This is a genomic window from Halomonas urumqiensis, assembly GCF_003028575.1.
In the GTDB taxonomy this organism is placed as follows: domain Bacteria; phylum Pseudomonadota; class Gammaproteobacteria; order Pseudomonadales; family Halomonadaceae; genus Halomonas; species Halomonas urumqiensis.
In genome coordinates this window covers 129152-144228 of sequence record NZ_PYUD01000002.1, presented here as the reverse complement: position 1 = coordinate 144228, position 15077 = coordinate 129152, and the positions used below count along the sequence as shown (strand labels likewise).

General features: G+C 64.5%; 14 protein-coding genes. 5 read left to right on the top strand and 9 right to left on the bottom strand.

What is annotated here, in order from left to right:
* Positions 1-16: 16 nt before the first annotated feature.
* The 5 genes from fliJ to fliF are packed head-to-tail and all read right to left on the bottom strand — an operon-like array spanning position 17 to position 5498.
* Positions 17-478, bottom strand: a complete 462-nt coding sequence (fliJ, locus tag C6V82_RS08015; protein WP_102586755.1) for a flagellar export protein FliJ — start codon at positions 476-478, stop codon at positions 17-19.
* The gene (gene fliI / locus C6V82_RS08010) at positions 475-1926 is read right to left on the bottom strand and encodes a flagellar protein export ATPase FliI (RefSeq protein WP_102586756.1); all 1452 of its coding nucleotides are present in this window, start codon (positions 1924-1926) and stop codon (positions 475-477) included. Before fliI ends, fliJ begins: the two co-directional genes overlap by 4 nt.
* Positions 1923-2765, bottom strand: coding sequence for a flagellar assembly protein FliH (gene fliH / locus C6V82_RS08005; RefSeq protein WP_102586757.1), 843 nt, complete (start codon positions 2763-2765; stop codon positions 1923-1925). The genes fliI and fliH overlap by 4 nt, the downstream gene beginning before the upstream one ends.
* Positions 2758-3762, bottom strand: coding sequence for a flagellar motor switch protein FliG (gene fliG / locus C6V82_RS08000; RefSeq protein ID WP_102586758.1), 1005 nt, complete (start codon positions 3760-3762; stop codon positions 2758-2760). Before fliG ends, fliH begins: the two co-directional genes overlap by 8 nt.
* Complete coding sequence (gene fliF, locus C6V82_RS07995) at positions 3759-5498, bottom strand: flagellar basal-body MS-ring/collar protein FliF (protein WP_102586943.1); 1740 nt, start codon at positions 5496-5498, stop codon at positions 3759-3761. Before fliF ends, fliG begins: the two co-directional genes overlap by 4 nt.
* 331 nt (positions 5499-5829) lie before the next feature.
* Here fliF and fliE point away from each other — a divergent pair, with 331 nt between their 5' ends.
* On the top strand, positions 5830-6159 hold the full coding sequence (fliE, locus tag C6V82_RS07990; RefSeq protein ID WP_102586759.1) for a flagellar hook-basal body complex protein FliE: 330 nt from the start codon (positions 5830-5832) through the stop codon (positions 6157-6159).
* 19 nt (positions 6160-6178) lie between these two features.
* On the opposite strand, the gene C6V82_RS07985 is transcribed toward fliE, so the two are convergent.
* Both C6V82_RS07985 and C6V82_RS18100 read right to left on the bottom strand, forming a co-directional pair.
* Positions 6179-6547, bottom strand: a complete 369-nt coding sequence (locus C6V82_RS07985; RefSeq protein ID WP_102586760.1) for a flagellar protein FlaG — start codon at positions 6545-6547, stop codon at positions 6179-6181.
* 142 nt (positions 6548-6689) lie between these two features.
* Entirely contained in the window at positions 6690-6827 is a 138-nt protein-coding gene (locus tag C6V82_RS18100; RefSeq protein WP_180978208.1) for a hypothetical protein, read from the bottom strand.
* Between the two features lie 412 nt (positions 6828-7239).
* On the opposite strand from C6V82_RS18100, the gene C6V82_RS07980 reads away from it, so the two are divergent.
* Positions 7240-9309: a sensor domain-containing diguanylate cyclase gene (locus tag C6V82_RS07980; RefSeq protein ID WP_102586761.1), complete on the top strand. Its 2070-nt coding sequence runs from the start codon at positions 7240-7242 to the stop codon at positions 9307-9309.
* Positions 9310-9323: 14 nt separating this feature from the next.
* Here the strand turns inward: C6V82_RS07980 and C6V82_RS07975 are convergent, their stop codons facing one another.
* Positions 9324-9809, bottom strand: coding sequence for a hypothetical protein (locus tag C6V82_RS07975; protein WP_102586762.1), 486 nt, complete (start codon positions 9807-9809; stop codon positions 9324-9326).
* 231 nt (positions 9810-10040) lie between these two features.
* Between C6V82_RS07975 and C6V82_RS07970 the strand changes: the two genes are divergently transcribed.
* The 3 genes from C6V82_RS07970 (at position 10041) to C6V82_RS07960 (ending at position 14342) form a co-directional block, all read left to right on the top strand.
* Positions 10041-11786, top strand: coding sequence for a putative bifunctional diguanylate cyclase/phosphodiesterase (locus C6V82_RS07970; protein WP_229843132.1), 1746 nt, complete (start codon positions 10041-10043; stop codon positions 11784-11786).
* Between the two features lie 109 nt (positions 11787-11895).
* Positions 11896-13266: a flagellar filament capping protein FliD gene (gene fliD, locus C6V82_RS07965; protein WP_102586764.1), complete on the top strand. Its 1371-nt coding sequence runs from the start codon at positions 11896-11898 to the stop codon at positions 13264-13266.
* A gap of 260 nt (positions 13267-13526) precedes the next feature.
* Complete coding sequence (locus C6V82_RS07960) at positions 13527-14342, top strand: flagellin N-terminal helical domain-containing protein (protein WP_102586765.1); 816 nt, start codon at positions 13527-13529, stop codon at positions 14340-14342.
* A gap of 78 nt (positions 14343-14420) precedes the next feature.
* Here C6V82_RS07960 and ribA read toward each other — a convergent pair whose 3' ends face one another.
* Positions 14421-15056 carry a GTP cyclohydrolase II gene (gene ribA, locus C6V82_RS07955; protein WP_102586766.1) on the bottom strand — a complete coding sequence of 212 codons (636 nt, stop codon included), beginning with the start codon at positions 15054-15056 and terminating at the stop codon, positions 14421-14423.
* Positions 15057-15077 lie beyond the last annotated feature (21 nt).

Sequence of the window (15077 nt, the reverse complement as noted above, 5' to 3'; positions counted from 1 at the left end):
ATCAGCTGTCAAGAGGTCAGCTGTCATGATGGTTGTGGCGCTGGCGTAGCAGGCGGGTGTTGACCAGGTCATCGCTGGCGCGAAGTTCCTGGCGCTCGGCCTTCAGGCTCTGCTGCATGGCGCGTCTCGAGACCAGGGTGTCGTAGGACGACAGCTTGCGCTGCTGTTGTTGCCAGTGGGATTGGCTTTGGCCGACCCGTTGCTGCTGTGCTCCCAGGGCCTGGCGGGCACGCGCCAGCGCATCATCCAGCGAGTCGAGAAAACGCTGGTAGTTGCGCATGGTGGCCGGGTCGATGCCATCTCGCATCGCCTGCTGCAAGCGCTGGGCATATTCGAGGCGGTAGCGACCCAGCGATTCGAGCTGGCCCGCCACCTGCCGTTCGTTGAGGCGTTCGCTGGCGAGCGTCTGCCCAGCCTGGTCGCGGGCATCGCGGGCCAGGTCGGTGAGGGTATCGAGAGGCGTCGGCGTATGGCTCATCGGTTGCCCTTCCGGGTGGTCGGCTGGGTGGATGACTGAGTGTTCGTCCCTGGCGCGCCGATGACATCGGCAAGCTGATCCAGGGCGGTATCCAATGGTGCACTGTCGTCGATACCCTGCTGCAGGAATGCCTCCAAGTCCGGGTAGCGTTGCACGGCCTCGTCGAGTTGCGGATCGTGCCCCGGGCTGTAGGCGCCGACGCTGATCAGGTCACGGTTGCGCTGGTAGCGCGAGAACATTCGCTTGAAACGCTGGGCGAGCTGCTGCTGGTCGGGTTCGACGATGGACGTCATGGCGCGACTGATCGAGGCCTCGATATCGATGGCGGGATAGTGGCCCGCCTCGGCGAGCTCTCGCGACAACACGATATGGCCGTCGAGGATCGCCCTGGCCGAATCGGCGATCGGGTCCTGCTGGTCGTCGCCCTCGGTGAGTACCGTATAGAAGGCGGTGATCGAGCCACCCCCCGGTTTGCCGTTGCCGGCGCGTTCCACCAGCCCCGGCAGCTTGGCGAACACCGAGGGCGGATAGCCCTTGGTGGCCGGGGGCTCACCGATGGCCAGGGCGATCTCGCGCTGGGCCATGGCGTAGCGGGTCAGCGAATCCATGATCAACAGCACGTTCTTGCCCTCGTCGCGGAAGCCCTCGGCCAGGCGCGTGGCATAGGCGGCGCCCTGCAGGCGCTGCAGCGGCGAGGTGTCGGCGGGGGCGGCCACCACCACGGCGCGGCGACGCCCTTGTGGGCCGAGGATGTCGTTGATGAAGTCCTGAACCTCGCGGCCCCGCTCGCCGATCAGCCCGACCACGATCACATCGGCACGGGTAAAGCGCGCCATCATGCCCAGCAGCACCGATTTACCGACCCCGGAGCCGGCGAACAGGCCCATGCGCTGGCCGCGGCCGACACTCAGCAGGGCGTTGATGGCGCGGATGCCGACATCGATCTGCTGCTTGATCGGGGCACGTGAAAGTGGGTTGAGCGGTGGAGTCTGCAGGGGGCCGCGCGGCACTTCGTCGAGCGGGCCAAGCCCGTCGAGTGGCTCGCCGTTGCCATCCAGGACGCGGCCAAGCAAGGCCTCGCCGAGCGGAAAACGCCGCGTGCCGTTACCGCCGATATCGCTCAGCGCGAAGACGCGCGCACCGGGCACCAGCCCGGTGATCTCGGCAAGCGGCATCAGGTAGAGCTTCTCGCCCGAAAAGCCGACGACCTGGGCCTCGGCATGACGCGGGGGCTCGTGGCTGTAAGGGGCCGGCAGTTCGATGCGACAGGCGCTGCCCAGAGGGGCCGCCAGGCCCACAGCCTCGATCACCATGCCTGTGGCGCGCACTACCCGGCCGCTGGCGCGAAAGGGTGGCACCTTCTCGACACGCCGGCGCACGCGTTCGAGCGACTGCTGCCAGCGCTGATGGTGGTCGGTGACATGCTGGTGGGCGGCAGCGGTGCTCATGGTGTGTCGCTCCCCGAACCTGAACCCGAGTCCGAGCGTGACGCGTTGTCCCCGTCGCCCGTGGCCGCTGGCCGGCGATGACGCACCTGGCGCTTGACGGTCTCCCAGCGGCTTTCCCAGGTGGCATCCAGCTCGCCACTGGCACTCGCGACCCGGCAGCCGCCACGGGTCATGGCATCGTCCGGTTGCAACGTCCAACCCGCCGCGTCCATCTCCTGGCCGAGATGTTGCTGCACCAGCTTATGATCGAGCGGGTGAAGCCACAGCCGTGGCTTGCCGGCCATCGCAGGCTCGCTGTGCAGCAGGCCGCGAACGATCTCGAGTACTTGCCGGGGGCGTGACTTGAGCGCTTCGCCGGCCAGCTGGCGGCCAGTGGCCAGCGCCAGTTCGACCAGTTCGTTGGCGACATCCTCGTCGAGTTGCGAAAGTGCCTCGCTGAATGCCATGGCCAGCGGGGCCATCGGCGCCAGGGTCTCGCGTGCCTCGCGCTCGAACGCCTGGCGTGCTTGCTCGTGGCCCTCCTCGAACCCCTTGGCGAGTCCTTCGGCATGCCCTTCGGCGTGGCCGGCATCGAACCCTTCGCGGTGCCCTTGTGCACGGGCCTGCTCGATTACCTTTTCACGCAGCGCGCGCTGTTCGGCCTGGCGCTGGAAGGCGGCCTTGCGGCGCGCGGTTTCGCTTGGCGAGGGTCCGCCATCGCTTTCGGGCTGGCGGGTCGTGCTCAGCTCGTCCATCTGCCAGCGGCGCCAGCTCGCCTCGCTGTCGTGCAGCGGCAGGCTCTGGCTGCCGGGCCGGCTCGTGTCAGACCGGCTCGTGTCAGACCGGTTCGTGTCAGACATAGGTGTCGTCTCCACCGCTCAGCACGATCTCGCCGCTGTCGGCCAGGCGGCGCACGATCTGCAGGATCGCCTTCTGCTCGGCCTCGACCTGCGAGATGCGAATCGGGCCACGGGCCTCCATGTCCTCGCGCACCAGGTCGGCGGCGCGCTGCGACATGTTGCGCAGGAACTTGTCCATGAGCACATCGGGAGCGCCCTTGAGGGCCACCACCAGCGAGTTGGTATCGATCTCCTTGAGCACCATCTGGATGCTGCGGTCGTCCAGGTCGAGCAGGTTCTCGAACAGGAACATCTCGTCGATGATCTTCTGGGCGAGGTCCTCGCTGTGGGCGCGTACCGTCTCGATCACCGCCTCTTCCTGGCTGGTATTCATCAGGTTGAGGATCTCGGCGGCGGTTCTCACGCCGCCCATCTTGCTGCGCTTGAGGTTCTGGCCATCGAGCATGCCGGAGAGCACTTCGGTGAGCTCCTGCAGTGCCGCCGGCTGCACGCCGCTGAAGGTGGCGATACGCAGTACCACGTCGTTGCGCAGCTTGTCGTCGAACAGCTCCAGCACGTCGGCGGCCTGGTGGCGCTCGAGATGGATCAGTACGGTGGCGATGATCTGTGGATGCTCGTCGCGGATCAGCTCGGCGACCATGGTGGCTTCCATCAGGTTCAGCGCATCGATGCCCGAGGTGGCACCGGAGGTCTCGAGCACGTCCTCGATCAGGCTCGACGCACGCTCGCTGCCCAGCGCCTTGGTGAGCACCGAGCGGATGTGGTCGCTGGAGTTGAGGTTGAGGGCGATGAACTCCTCGGTCTCGGCGTGGAAGTCGGCCAGCACCTTTTGCATCTCCTCATGGGAGACCTGGTCGAGCTTGGCCATTTCGCTGCTGATCTGCTGGATTTCGGTTGCCGAGAGGTATTTGAAGACCTCCGCCGCACTGTCTTCGTCCAGGGCCAGCAGCAGGATGGCGCTGCGGCGCGCGCCACTGATGTTCGCAGGCTTGTTCATTCCTTGTTCATCCAACTGCGCACGATCATGGCCACCATGCGGGGGTCTTCCTGGGCCAGTTCGCGCAGGTCACTGAGGTTCTCTTCGTAGGCCGACGACTTGCGACGGCGCTTGCGTGGCGCATCAAAGGTCTCCGGCTCATCGTCCGCCGCCGCCGATGCCGGTTGCGGTTCGTCGTCATCGCCGACCTGAACGCGCAGGGTCGGTCCGGCCTGCGGCTGGGGCATTGGGGCCTGGGTATGGCGCTTGATCAGCGGGCGCAGGATCAGCAGGTAGATCAGCAGTGCGGCCAGTGCCACCAGCAGGTAGCGCCCAGCACTTGCGGCCATGTCGAGGATGTCGGGCGACTGCCACCATTCGCGGCTGTCGTCGGCCTGCTCGGTGCGCGAGAAGGCGCTGTTGACCACCTCGACCTCATCGCCACGCGCCGTCGAGAAGCCCATGGCCTGGCGCACCAGGCGTTCGATCTGGGCGATCTCCTCGGCGCTCAGTGGCACGCGGGTCGGCTCGCCCTCGGCGTTCACCTCGTCACGGAAGTTAACCACCACCGCGGCGGACAGGCGCTCCACCTGGCCGCGCCGATGCAGCACATGCTCGACGCTGCGATCCACCTCGAAGTTGGTGACCTCGTCGCGACGCAGGTTATTGGTGGCCTCGAAGCTGGCTTCAGTGTTTTCCGGGTTCTCGCCATCCTCATCGGCTTCGCCCTCGGCAAGCTCGATGGGCGAGGGCGCAACGCCTGGCGGGGTGTTGCTGAGTGCCCCGGGAATGCCTTGCGCCAGGTCGTCGCCGCCGTTGTAGGAAACACTCGCCTGGCGGCTGCGAACCGCGGCCTCGTTGGGCGGCTGGTTGGGGCCATAGCGCTCGGAGGTCTGCTCGCGGCTGGCGAAGTCGACCTGCGCGGCCACCTGGGCACGCACGTTGTCGCGGCCCAGCAGCGGCACCAGAATGCTTTCGATACGACGCTGATAGGAGCGCTCCACCTCGGCGATGTAGTCGAGCTGGGTGCCATCGAGGTCGCGGGAGCCGGCCGTTTCGGCGGAGAGCAGGCGGCCGTCCTGGTCGACCACCGTGACGTCGTCAGCGGCCAGTTCCGGCACGCTGCTCGATACCATGTGGACGATGGCGCGCACCTGACCTTCGGCTAGAGTGCGGCCAGGATGCAGGGTCAGGATCACCGAGCCCTTGGCTGGCTCGCGGTCACGCACGAACACCGACTGCTGGGCCAGGGCCAGGTGGACCCGGGCGCGCGAGATCGGCCCGAGCGATTCCATGGAGCGCGACAGCTCGCCCTCCAGGCCACGCTGGTAGTTGACCTGTTCGGCGAACTGGCTGATGCCGAAGGCCTGATCATCCATCAGCTCGAGGCCAACGTTGCCACCCTGCGGCAGGCCCTGCTCGGCCAATTGCAGGCGCAGCGAGTGGACGTTGTCGCCGGGCACCATCAGCGCCTGGCCGCCCGCGCTGAAACGGTAGGGAATGCCCCGCGTCTCGAGCTCGTTGACGATCTTTCCGCCATCGGCATCACCGAGGTTGCTGTAGAGCACGCGATATTCCGGGGCACTCGCCCACATCAGCAGCGCCACGAGGATGGCGATCGACGCGGCACCGGCCACCATCACGACAATCAACGGATTGCCGCGCAATTGGCCCTTGAGACGTGAAAGCCCCCCTGACGGGGTGCTGTCAGGCTGTCGGGGAGCCTGGCCGCCAGTCGCCGAAGCACCCTGGCTCATGCGTGGCACCCTGCCCGGCGTGGGGCGATTGCGGCGTGCACGGTCATTGAAACGTTCATCCAAACGGTCATCGAATAAGGGAGCATGTGCTGCGTCCGTCCATCGCGGTTGGCCGCCTGCGAGGTAGGCGGAACTCTGATGGACGCCATTATCCCGAGCCGCGTCCACCGCGAATCACGGAAAAGCCCCTGTTTTCATGTCCAATTGGACGCATGGCACTGGCCAGCCGGCTGCTAGTCTGTGCCCAGTTCGGTGGTACCGCGCGTTACGCCGCCCCAATCGACTCAAGCGCCAATCTTGGCGTCCCACTCATCTTTGGAGGCTTTCTGCCATGAGCACACCCGCGATTCAGTCGGCACTGTCCCAGATGCAGTCACTGGCGAGCCAGGCCGCCGGTCAGCCGGTCAAGGGCCAGCAGGTCACCACTGCCGTGGGCGCCGGTGGCTTCGCCGGAGAGCTGCAGGCTTCTATCCAGCGCATCAATAGCCTGAAACTGGAGGCTGCCGCCAAGGCCGAGGCCTTTCAAGCCGGCGACCCCAGCGTGGAACTCAACGACCTGATGGTGGATATGCAGAAAGCCAGCGTAGCCTCGGAGATGGGCACGCAGCTGCGTAACCGCCTGGTGACGGCCTATAAGGACGTGATGAACATGCAGGTTTGAAGGGTGCTAGCCGGCGCTCTCATGCCTCGAGGTTGACCAGGCGCCCCTGAACCTCCGCCAGCCGTTCGGCCACCGCCAGCACCTCCTCGGCGGGAATCTGGCGAATCACCTCGCCACTGTCGCGGTCGACGATGCGCGTCACCACCCGCTTTTCGAACTCGGAAAGCTCGAACTGCAACCCGTAGGGCCGCATCACCTCGTTGATGCGCTGCACCGGCTCGATCAGTTCCCCCCGCCCCGTGTTGTCGCGGCCGCTGGCCGTCTCGGACAGGACGCCGCCTGCGACCGGCAGGGTGTCGAGCACCCGCTCGGCGCGCTGGCGGGATGTCAGGCTATTGAAGGCGGATGATGGGGTGGCATGGGTGGCATCGGTCAGTGGAGAGCTCATGGCCAGCTTCCTTTTTTCTATTTTTCAATTTTTCGCGGCGTGACACAGCCGCGTTTCAAGCGGCCACTGTCGTGGAGTATCCCTCGTCTACTTGGTGTTATCGGCAGGGAAGCGGGCGGCTTTAGAAGAGCCGCCCGCGAGTTCATGCCGGCACTGCGCGTGACGAGTCGCGCTCGGTGGCATGGCCCGGAGATGCCAGGGCCGGTTGCCAGTCGGTATTGCTGACCAGCAGCTCTCCTGCGTCGATACGTGCCACGTTGGTATCGATCAGCCGACGCATTCAAGGCCAGCAACTTGGTCTGGAAGGCGATGTTGTCGATGACCGTGACGATGAATGTCTCTCCATGGGTATTGCGGTCGTGAATGACATGACAGTGTTCGCAAGTGGAACGACCGGGAAGGTTCCATTGGCACTTGTGTGCGGCATGGCGATGCTTCCCGTACTGACGTCAACTGGCGCGTATCTGGAGACATTGTTGTGTTGCTGGCATCGGCTTCACTGAGCCAAAAAGCCCTCCGCCTCCTGGGGCTCGCTGAACACTATCGGTGGATCGTGCCGCGAGTTTAGCCAAACCATAATGAAGTTGACTCCAGCCCGCCGATGCTTGAAAACAAGTTGCGCCAACCCCTCGCCGGCCTGGGTCTGCCCGAGCCTGATGCCGCCTCTCGCCCAACTTCGGAGTCACGTTCCAATGCCCATCGGGACTCGTGATACATCGACCACTGCCCTTTCCAGCTCGATTCAGCCCTGCGGCGCGCTGTTGATTCTCGATGCTGATGTCGGCCGGGTGCTTCAGGCCAGTGCCAACCTGGCATCGATCATCGGCATTCCGGTCGAACAGGCGCTGGAGGAGGGGCCCCAGGCGGTATTCGGCCATGAGCTGGCACGCCGCTTGCGGCGTGAGCTGACCGGTCGCCAGCGTTTGTCGGGGGCGCTGTCGGTAAAGCGCCGCGTGGCGGGCAAGTTGACCAGTCTGCAGATCGATGCACGGCGCAGTGGCGAGCAGGTAATCGTCGAGATCGAGCCGCTGATCCGCAATGGCAGTCGTCGCTTGCTTGCCACGGTCAATACCTGGCTTGCCCGTATCGCCGAAGCCGCCAACCCCGATGACCTGCTGGACGCGCTGGTGTCCGGCGTCCGCGATCTCACCGGCCATGACCGGGTGCTTGTCTGCGGGTTCGATGCCGATGGGCATGGCACCGTGCTCGCCGAACAGCGAGGTGCCGGAGTCATGTCCTTGCTGCACATGCGTTTTCCGGCCAGCGACTTTCCCCCGCGTACCCGCGAACTCTACGACCTCGTGCCGTTGCGCAATGTGCCTGACATCTCGGCGCCCGCGGTGGAACTGATGCCGGCGCGTGATCCGAAGGCCGGCGCGCACCCCGATCTATCGAGCAGCCTGTTGCGCTCGATTTCTCCAGGTCAGCGGGACTATTTGGAGCGTCTGGAGGTCGCGGCGCTGTTGTCGATCGCCATGCACGCCGATAACGGATTGTGGGGATTGGTGCTTTGCCATGGCATGTCGCCTCACCCGCTTTCTCCCGCAGTGCGGGATGCCGCGTTGAGCCTGACGCACATGGCGACCCAGCGCTTGTTTCTGCTCAAGGCCCGCTCCGAGGCGCGTTACCTGCAGCGCGTGCAGGACAGCCGCCAGTTGCTGGGCAGTGAGCGTGGGGAGTTGGTGACACCGGCTACCCTGCTGCAGCGGCATGGCGAATCTTGGCTGGCCCTGTTCCGTGCCCACGGCGTGGCGCTGGTGATGCCAGGCCACGAGGGGGCCTTCGGCGAGGTGCCGACATCGCAGGTGCTGCAGGCGCTGGTGGCAAGGCTGGAAGACACGCACCACCATCCCGGCCCCTGGTCGAGCCACGCCCTGGGTGAAGCGCCGCAGCTGGCCGGGCTCGATCTGCGCCACGCGACAGGATTGATGGCGGTGTCCTTTCCTCTGGGCGAAACGCTGCGTGGCTGGCTGTTGCTGTTTCGCGCCGAACAGCGCGAGGTGCGGCTGTGGGCCGGCCTGCCGGGGAGCATGCGTTCGGCGGGGCCGCCAAGGGCGCTGGCGCCGGGCGATGGCAGCCTGCTCGTCAAGCTGTTCAGCGAGTGGCGGCAGGAGATCCAGGGACAGAGCCTGCCGTGGGAACGTGTCGAGCGCCTGGCCGCCATGGATCTCGCCGAGGACCTGGCGGTGATCGCCTCGGCCCAGGAGATCCAACGCCTCAACGAACGTCTGCGCAGTGAGCAGCAGGCCCTGGCCGAGGCCAATCGGCGCCTGGAACACCTGGCCCTTTTCGACCCGCTTACCCAGGTCTGGAACCGCTATCGTATCGAGCAGTCCATGGACATCGAGCTCAGCGCCGCCGAACGCTATGCCCGCCCGCTGGCCCTGCTGCTGTTCGATGTCGATCACTTCAAGGAAGTCAACGATACCCACGGCCACGAACTGGGCGATCGGGTGCTGTCGTCGCTGGCGCGGGAGGTGGAACAGGTGCTGCGTGAAAGCGACTTTCTCGGCCGCTGGGGCGGCGAGGAGTTCGTGGTGCTGGCCACCAACAGTGACCTGGAGGCGGGCCTGGGGCTGGCCGAGCGCCTGCGCCAGCGGATTGCCGAGCTTGAGATCGGTGGCCTGCCCGAGGGGGTGACGATCAGCATCGGGGTCGCCGCCTGGCGGCCGGGTGACACCCGCAAGCGCCTGTTGGCGCGTGCCGATGAGGCCATGTATCGCGCCAAGGCGGCGGGGCGCGACAGGGTCGAAGCCGAGTAGCGCAAGGCAAGCCGTCAAGGCCGGTCGAGCACTTCCAGTTGGTGCTCGCCACGGCTCTCGTCGACCCCAAGCTCCAGCAGCAGCGCGAGTTGGCAGTTCAGCCGCTCCTGGCATAGCTTGAGCTTCTTGCGGGCCAGGTGGCGTGCCCGACCATGGGATGAGGTGTGGAGCTCCAGCACCGCGAGGCGCTCGCCATGTTCGCGGCGGTGAATCAACAGGTCGGGGAAGATGGTGCAGGCTTCGGTGGCGGCACTGGTGGTGCCGACGACTAGGTGGCCCTTTTGCTGGCCGGGGGCGGCCCAGCAGTTGAACTCGCAATCCACGTCCCAGTCGGGAAACAGGGGCTGCAGATGGCAGGCCAGGCGGCAGGCGATGCTGCGTTCGCTGGCGGTGGCGTCGAGCAATGCCGCGTCGCGCTCCTGCAGCCGTGCCAGCGCCTTGTTCAAACGCTCGATGACCTGCGTTGCCGATGCCGTGGGGAAAGTTTCCATACGGGTCATCGCGGGTCTCCCTTCTATTTGTTGTTGCCCGTAGTTTTTTACGCGTCGATCACACACTCATATCGGCCACCCTGCCGAATTCTTTAGCCGGACCGGCGGTTGCCGCTGCCAGCGCATTGGCGCTGCTAACGGCCCTAAGCAAATTGTGCCAAATCGCGCTAGACTGCCCGGTCAGGCTCGCGGCTTCGTCGAGACACCAACGCAACACGCCAGGGTTCAATGCGCCACAACATGCCTGCTTCACCTCACTCTACTCCCACCCATGCGTTCCTGGATTCCCGCGAGGGCCTGCAGTTGGCCGAGCGGGTGATCGAGGCCTCGATGGAAGGCATCATCGTCACCGATGCCGACACCCGCATCGAGTTCGTCAATGCCTCGTTCACCGAACTGACCGGCTACACGCGGGAGGAGGCGCTTGGCCAGACCCCCGCACTGCTCTCCTCGGGGCGCCACGATGCGGCCTTCTACCGGGCGATGTGGCAGGAAATCCGCGCCACGGGCTTCTGGCGTGGCGAGATATGGAACCGGCGCAAGAGTGGCCAGCTCTATCTCGAGCAGCTGACCATCACCGCGATACTCGGCGACGACGGCAAGCCGAGCCATTACGCGGCGCTGTTTTCCGACATCACCCGGGTGCGGGAGAATGAGCAGCGCGTGCGCCGGCTCGATGACTACGATGCGCTGACCGGCCTGCCCAGTCGCCGCCTGCTGGAGGACCGCCTGGCGCTGGCCATTCGGCACGTTCAGCGGGAAAAGTCCCACCTGGCGGTGATCGTCATCGACCTGGACCACTTCAAGCAGGTCAATGACAGCCTGGGCCATGCGCAGGGCGATGAGTTGCTCAAGCGGGTCGCCGAACGCCTGGAGCACCGCCTGCGCGAGGATGACACCCTGGCGCGTCTGGGTGGCGACAAGTTCCTGGTACTGTTGCCGATGTGTGCCGCCATCGAGGAAGCGACCCGCGTGGCGCGGCGCTTGATCGAGGCGATCGGCGAGCCTTTCCTGGTGGCGGGCCAGGCCTTCCGCATCGGCTGCAGCCTGGGCATCAGCGTGCATCCCGAGGATGGCGATAGCGCCGATGAGCTGCTGCGCAACGCGGATGCGGCGATGTACCGGGCCAAGCACGAGGGGCGAAACACCTACCGCCTGTACCGTGCCGACATGAACCAGCAGGACATCCGCCAGCTGGCGCTGGAAACCGCGCTGCGCGATAGCGTGGAAAGCGGCGAGGGGCTGGCGGTGCACTACCAGCCGCTGGTCGAGCGCGACAGCGGCGAACTGCACGGCGCCGAGGCATTGGTACGCTGGCACCACCCGGACTTCGGCGATGTCTCGCCGGGCATTTTCGTGCCCCTGGCGGAGCGCGCCGGGCTGATCATTACCCTGGGGCGCCAGGTCATGCGGCAGGTAGCCGCCCAGCTTCAGGCGTGGCGGGCCGCCGGGCTCAACCCGCCACAGGTGGCGGTGAACCTCTCGGCCAGCCAGTTCTGGCAGGAGGGGCTGGTCGAGGAAGTGCGCGAGCTGTTCGCCGAATTCGACCTGCCCCGGGGGCAGGTCGGATTCGAGCTGACCGAGAGCGTGCTGCTCGACGGCGAGCAACGGGCCGTCACGGTGATCCAGGGGTTGCGCGATCTTGGCTGCCGCATCGCCATCGATGACTTCGGAACCGGCTACTCGTCACTCTCCTACCTGCAAGACCTGCCGCTGACCACGCTGAAGATTGACCGGCGCTTCGTGCAGCGCCTGGTGGGCGAGAACAACCGCGGCAGTGCCGCCATCGTCGCGGCGGTCACCGGCCTTGCCAGGGAGCTGGGCCTGCGGGTCGTGGCCGAGGGGGTCGAGACCGAGGCGCAGCTTGACGCCATCAGCCGCTACCCCGTCGCCCTGATCCAGGGCTACCTCACCGGGCGGCCGCTTGCCACGGATGCCTTCGCCGAGCGGTGGTTGACGCGGCCGGCCGGCACGGCCCTGAATTGACCAGAACGGGCACGCCGGAAAAATAACCCGCGCCGCCGGCTAAAGATTTTCTTGGCATGACCGATATAACGGGGTAACCCCGGTTTACACGGATTAGGGAGTCATCCATATGGCAAGCATTTCATCACTCGGTGTGGGTTCTGGCCTTGACCTATCAGGTCTGCTGGATCAGTTGCGCTCAGCCGAAAGGGAGAAACTCCAGCCAATCGTCACTCAGCAAAGTGATGAAAAGGCGAAGATATCAGCCTTTGGCCGGCTACAGACGGCACTGGATGGCTTTCAGGATGCCGTGGCAAAGCTCAACGACGCCTCGCTCTACTCAAGCCTCTCGACCAGCGTTCAGGGCGAAGGGGTGATGGCCACCGCTGGTGCCGACGCAAGCCCGGGTCGTTATGAGGTGTCGGTGACGCAGTCGGCTCGGGGCGGCAGCCTTGCGACGTCGCGTATCGATGACATCAACCTCGAAGACCCGCTGACCGATGCCGGCGCCCAGCTGACGCTCACCTTCGGTGATGGCAGCACCATGCCGATCGACCTGGCTGCTGACAGCACTCTTGGTGATATTCGCGATACTATCAATGCTACCCCCGATACCGGTGTGACGGCCTCCATCATCAATGACGGCACGGGCAACCGACTGGTGCTGGCTTCCAGCGAGACCGGTGAAGCCGCCGCCATCACCGATATGACCTTCACGGGCCTGTCCGTCGGAGCAACCCTTGCCAAGGACGCAGACACACTGCGGGCGGGTCGCGATGCCGAGCTCGAGATCAATGGCATTGCCATTACCAGCCCGTCGAACCGCGTGGAGGGGGCCATCCAGGGCATCACTCTGGATCTCGATGACAGTGCCTCTGGCCAGACCTCTACGGTGGTGGTCGAGCGGGATAGCGATTCGCTTCGTGAGGCCGTTACAGGGTTCGTTTCCGCCTACAACGAGATGAAATCCACCGTCGGGCGTATGACCGCTGTGACAGGCGATGCCGACACGGCCGGTGAGCTGGTCGGGGATCGCACCGTGCGAACCATCCAGACCCGGTTGAGTCGAGACCTCGGCGAAAGCGTGCTCGGTGGCGAGCTGGAACTGATGTCGCAGGTTGGCATATCTCTGACGCCCAATGGCCGTCTGGAGCTTGACCAAGCCAAGCTCGATGAGGCGATTGCCGGCAATCCACAGGGGGTTGCAGGGTTCTTCGCCGGTGACAGCGAAGCGGCCGGCATGGCCGGTCGGCTGAGTGGCACTCTCGAGCAGGTGCTGGGCGATAGTGGCATGCTGAAGCGCTCCATCGAAAGCTCGGAGACCCGCATCGATAACCTGGGTGATCGTTACGCGCGCACGGAACGCAGCATCGAGAGCACCATCGACCGCTACCGCACCCAGTTCGGCCAACTCGACAGCATGCTCGCCCAGATGAACTCCATGAGCGACTACCTGACCCAGCAGTTCAGCGCCCTGGACGCCCAGCTCGGCCGCAAGTGATCATTCCGCAATCGCATCGTGCCAGAAACGGCAGCCCCCGGGCTGCCGTTTCTGCATCTGACGCCTGACAGGCCGTGGATGCCCTATCCATCAAGGCCTGCGAAAAAATCATCGCCCTTTCCTAAAGTCCACCCCACATTGGCCGTTATTCATAGTAACGGCCAACGGCGCCGTTGCGGCAGGCCCGGAGCGCCGGGCCATGTGAACCTGGTGCAGCGGGCTCGCCAATGGAGCCCTCGACAAATAGGAAGGACATCACCATGTCAGTGATCAATACCAACATCACCGCCCTGATCGGCCAGAACAACCTGAACAAGTCGCAGTCCAGCCTGCAGACTTCCATGGAGCGTCTCTCTTCCGGCCTACGTATCAACAGCGCCAAGGACGATGCCGCAGGTCAGGCAATCGCCAACCGCATGTCTTCTCAGGTCAATGGTCTGAATCAGGCGGCGCGTAATGCCAACGACGGTATCTCTCTAGCTCAGACCGCTGAAGGCGCGCTGAACCAGGTTAATGATAACCTGCAGCGTATTCGCGAGCTGGCCGTTCAAGCAGCGAATGATACCAATACCGCTGATGATATTGCTTCTATTCAGGAAGAAGTTGACCAGCGTATCGAAGAAATTGACCGTATCCGTGATGAAGTAAAATTTAACGGCCAAGATTTATTTGATGCAGCAGCAGCAACTGAATTTAGCATTCAGGTTGGATCTGACGACGGTCAAACTATTGATATTTCGATAGCCCAAGCTGATGGATGGGATAGTGCATCTCTTGCGACTGTCGCTGGTGACATAAGTGCTGCGGGCGCCATGGCAGAAGTCGATGCCTCCATTGCTGCAGTTGATGGTACCCGCGGCGAGCTTGGTGCTAAGCAGAACCGTTTGGAATCAGCTATTGACAATATTTCAACTACTTCTACCAACCTCTCTGCTGCACGCTCGCGTATCGAAGATGCTGACTATGCGGTGGAAGTGTCCAACATGACCCGTGCCAATATCCTGCAGCAGGCCGGTACTTCGGTTCTGGCGCAGGCCAACCAGACACCGCAATCCGTGCTGTCTCTGCTAGGTTAATTGGCTGGCTGATCGGGTGGGGCGCTGGCTTCACCCTTCGGAAATGGAACAGGCGCCCTGGTGGCGCCTGTTCTTTATTTACCCCTTTCTCTCGATATCCACATCGGATGCATGGGTGAAATCCCCCAGCGCCATCATATGGCCGAGCTTGCCGGCCTTGGTGGTGAGGTACTGCTCGTTGTGGGGGTTCAGGCCGGTGGTGATCGGCACGCGTTCGGCGATATTGACGCCGGCCTGTGTAAGGGCGTCGACCTTGCGCGGGTTGTTGGTCATCAGCCGCAGGGCGGCGATGCCGAGGTGGTCGAGCATCGGCACGCAGAGGTCGTAGCGGCGCATGTCGGCGCCGAAGCCGAGGCGTTCGTTGGCTTCCACGGTGTCGGCGCCCTGGTCCTGCAGGTGGTAGGCGCGGATCTTGTTGAGCAGGCCGATGCCACGCCCTTCCTGGCGCAGGTAGAAAAGCACCCCACGGCCTTCGTCGGCGATGCGCTTGAGCGCTTCCTGAAGCTGGTAGCCGCAGTCGCAGCGCATCGAGAACAGCGCGTCGCCGGTCAGGCACTCGGAGTGCACCCGGCCAAGCACGGGTTGGCCGTCGGCCACGTCACCCAGGGTCAGGGCGATATGATCCTTGCCGGTGGCTTCGTCCTCGAAGCCATGCATGGTGAAGGTGGCCCAGGGAGTGGGCAGCCGGGAGGCGGCGATGAAACGAATCGTCACGGGAAACCTCAGTGTCGGGCC

Bases quoted from the DNA above. Each gene is read 5' to 3' on its own strand.
- fliJ (WP_102586755.1), bottom strand. From the start codon at position 478: ATGAGCCATACGCCGACGCCTCTCGATACCCTCACCGACCTGGCCCGC.
- fliI (WP_102586756.1), bottom strand. From the start codon at position 1,926: ATGAGCACCGCTGCCGCCCACCAGCATGTCACCGACCACCATCAGCGC.
- fliH (WP_102586757.1), bottom strand. From the start codon at position 2,765: ATGTCTGACACGAACCGGTCTGACACGAGCCGGTCTGACACGAGCCGG.
- fliG (WP_102586758.1), bottom strand. From the start codon at position 3,762: ATGAACAAGCCTGCGAACATCAGTGGCGCGCGCCGCAGCGCCATCCTG.
- fliF (WP_102586943.1), bottom strand. From the start codon at position 5,498: ATGAGCCAGGGTGCTTCGGCGACTGGCGGCCAGGCTCCCCGACAGCCT.
- fliE (WP_102586759.1), top strand. From the start codon at position 5,830: ATGAGCACACCCGCGATTCAGTCGGCACTGTCCCAGATGCAGTCACTG.
- C6V82_RS07985 (WP_102586760.1), bottom strand. From the start codon at position 6,547: ATGAGCTCTCCACTGACCGATGCCACCCATGCCACCCCATCATCCGCC.
- C6V82_RS18100 (WP_180978208.1), bottom strand. From the start codon at position 6,827: ATGCGTCGGCTGATCGATACCAACGTGGCACGTATCGACGCAGGAGAG.
- C6V82_RS07980 (WP_102586761.1), top strand. From the start codon at position 7,240: ATGCCCATCGGGACTCGTGATACATCGACCACTGCCCTTTCCAGCTCG.
- C6V82_RS07975 (WP_102586762.1), bottom strand. From the start codon at position 9,809: ATGACCCGTATGGAAACTTTCCCCACGGCATCGGCAACGCAGGTCATC.
- C6V82_RS07970 (WP_229843132.1), top strand. From the start codon at position 10,041: ATGCCTGCTTCACCTCACTCTACTCCCACCCATGCGTTCCTGGATTCC.
- fliD (WP_102586764.1), top strand. From the start codon at position 11,896: ATGGCAAGCATTTCATCACTCGGTGTGGGTTCTGGCCTTGACCTATCA.
- C6V82_RS07960 (WP_102586765.1), top strand. From the start codon at position 13,527: ATGTCAGTGATCAATACCAACATCACCGCCCTGATCGGCCAGAACAAC.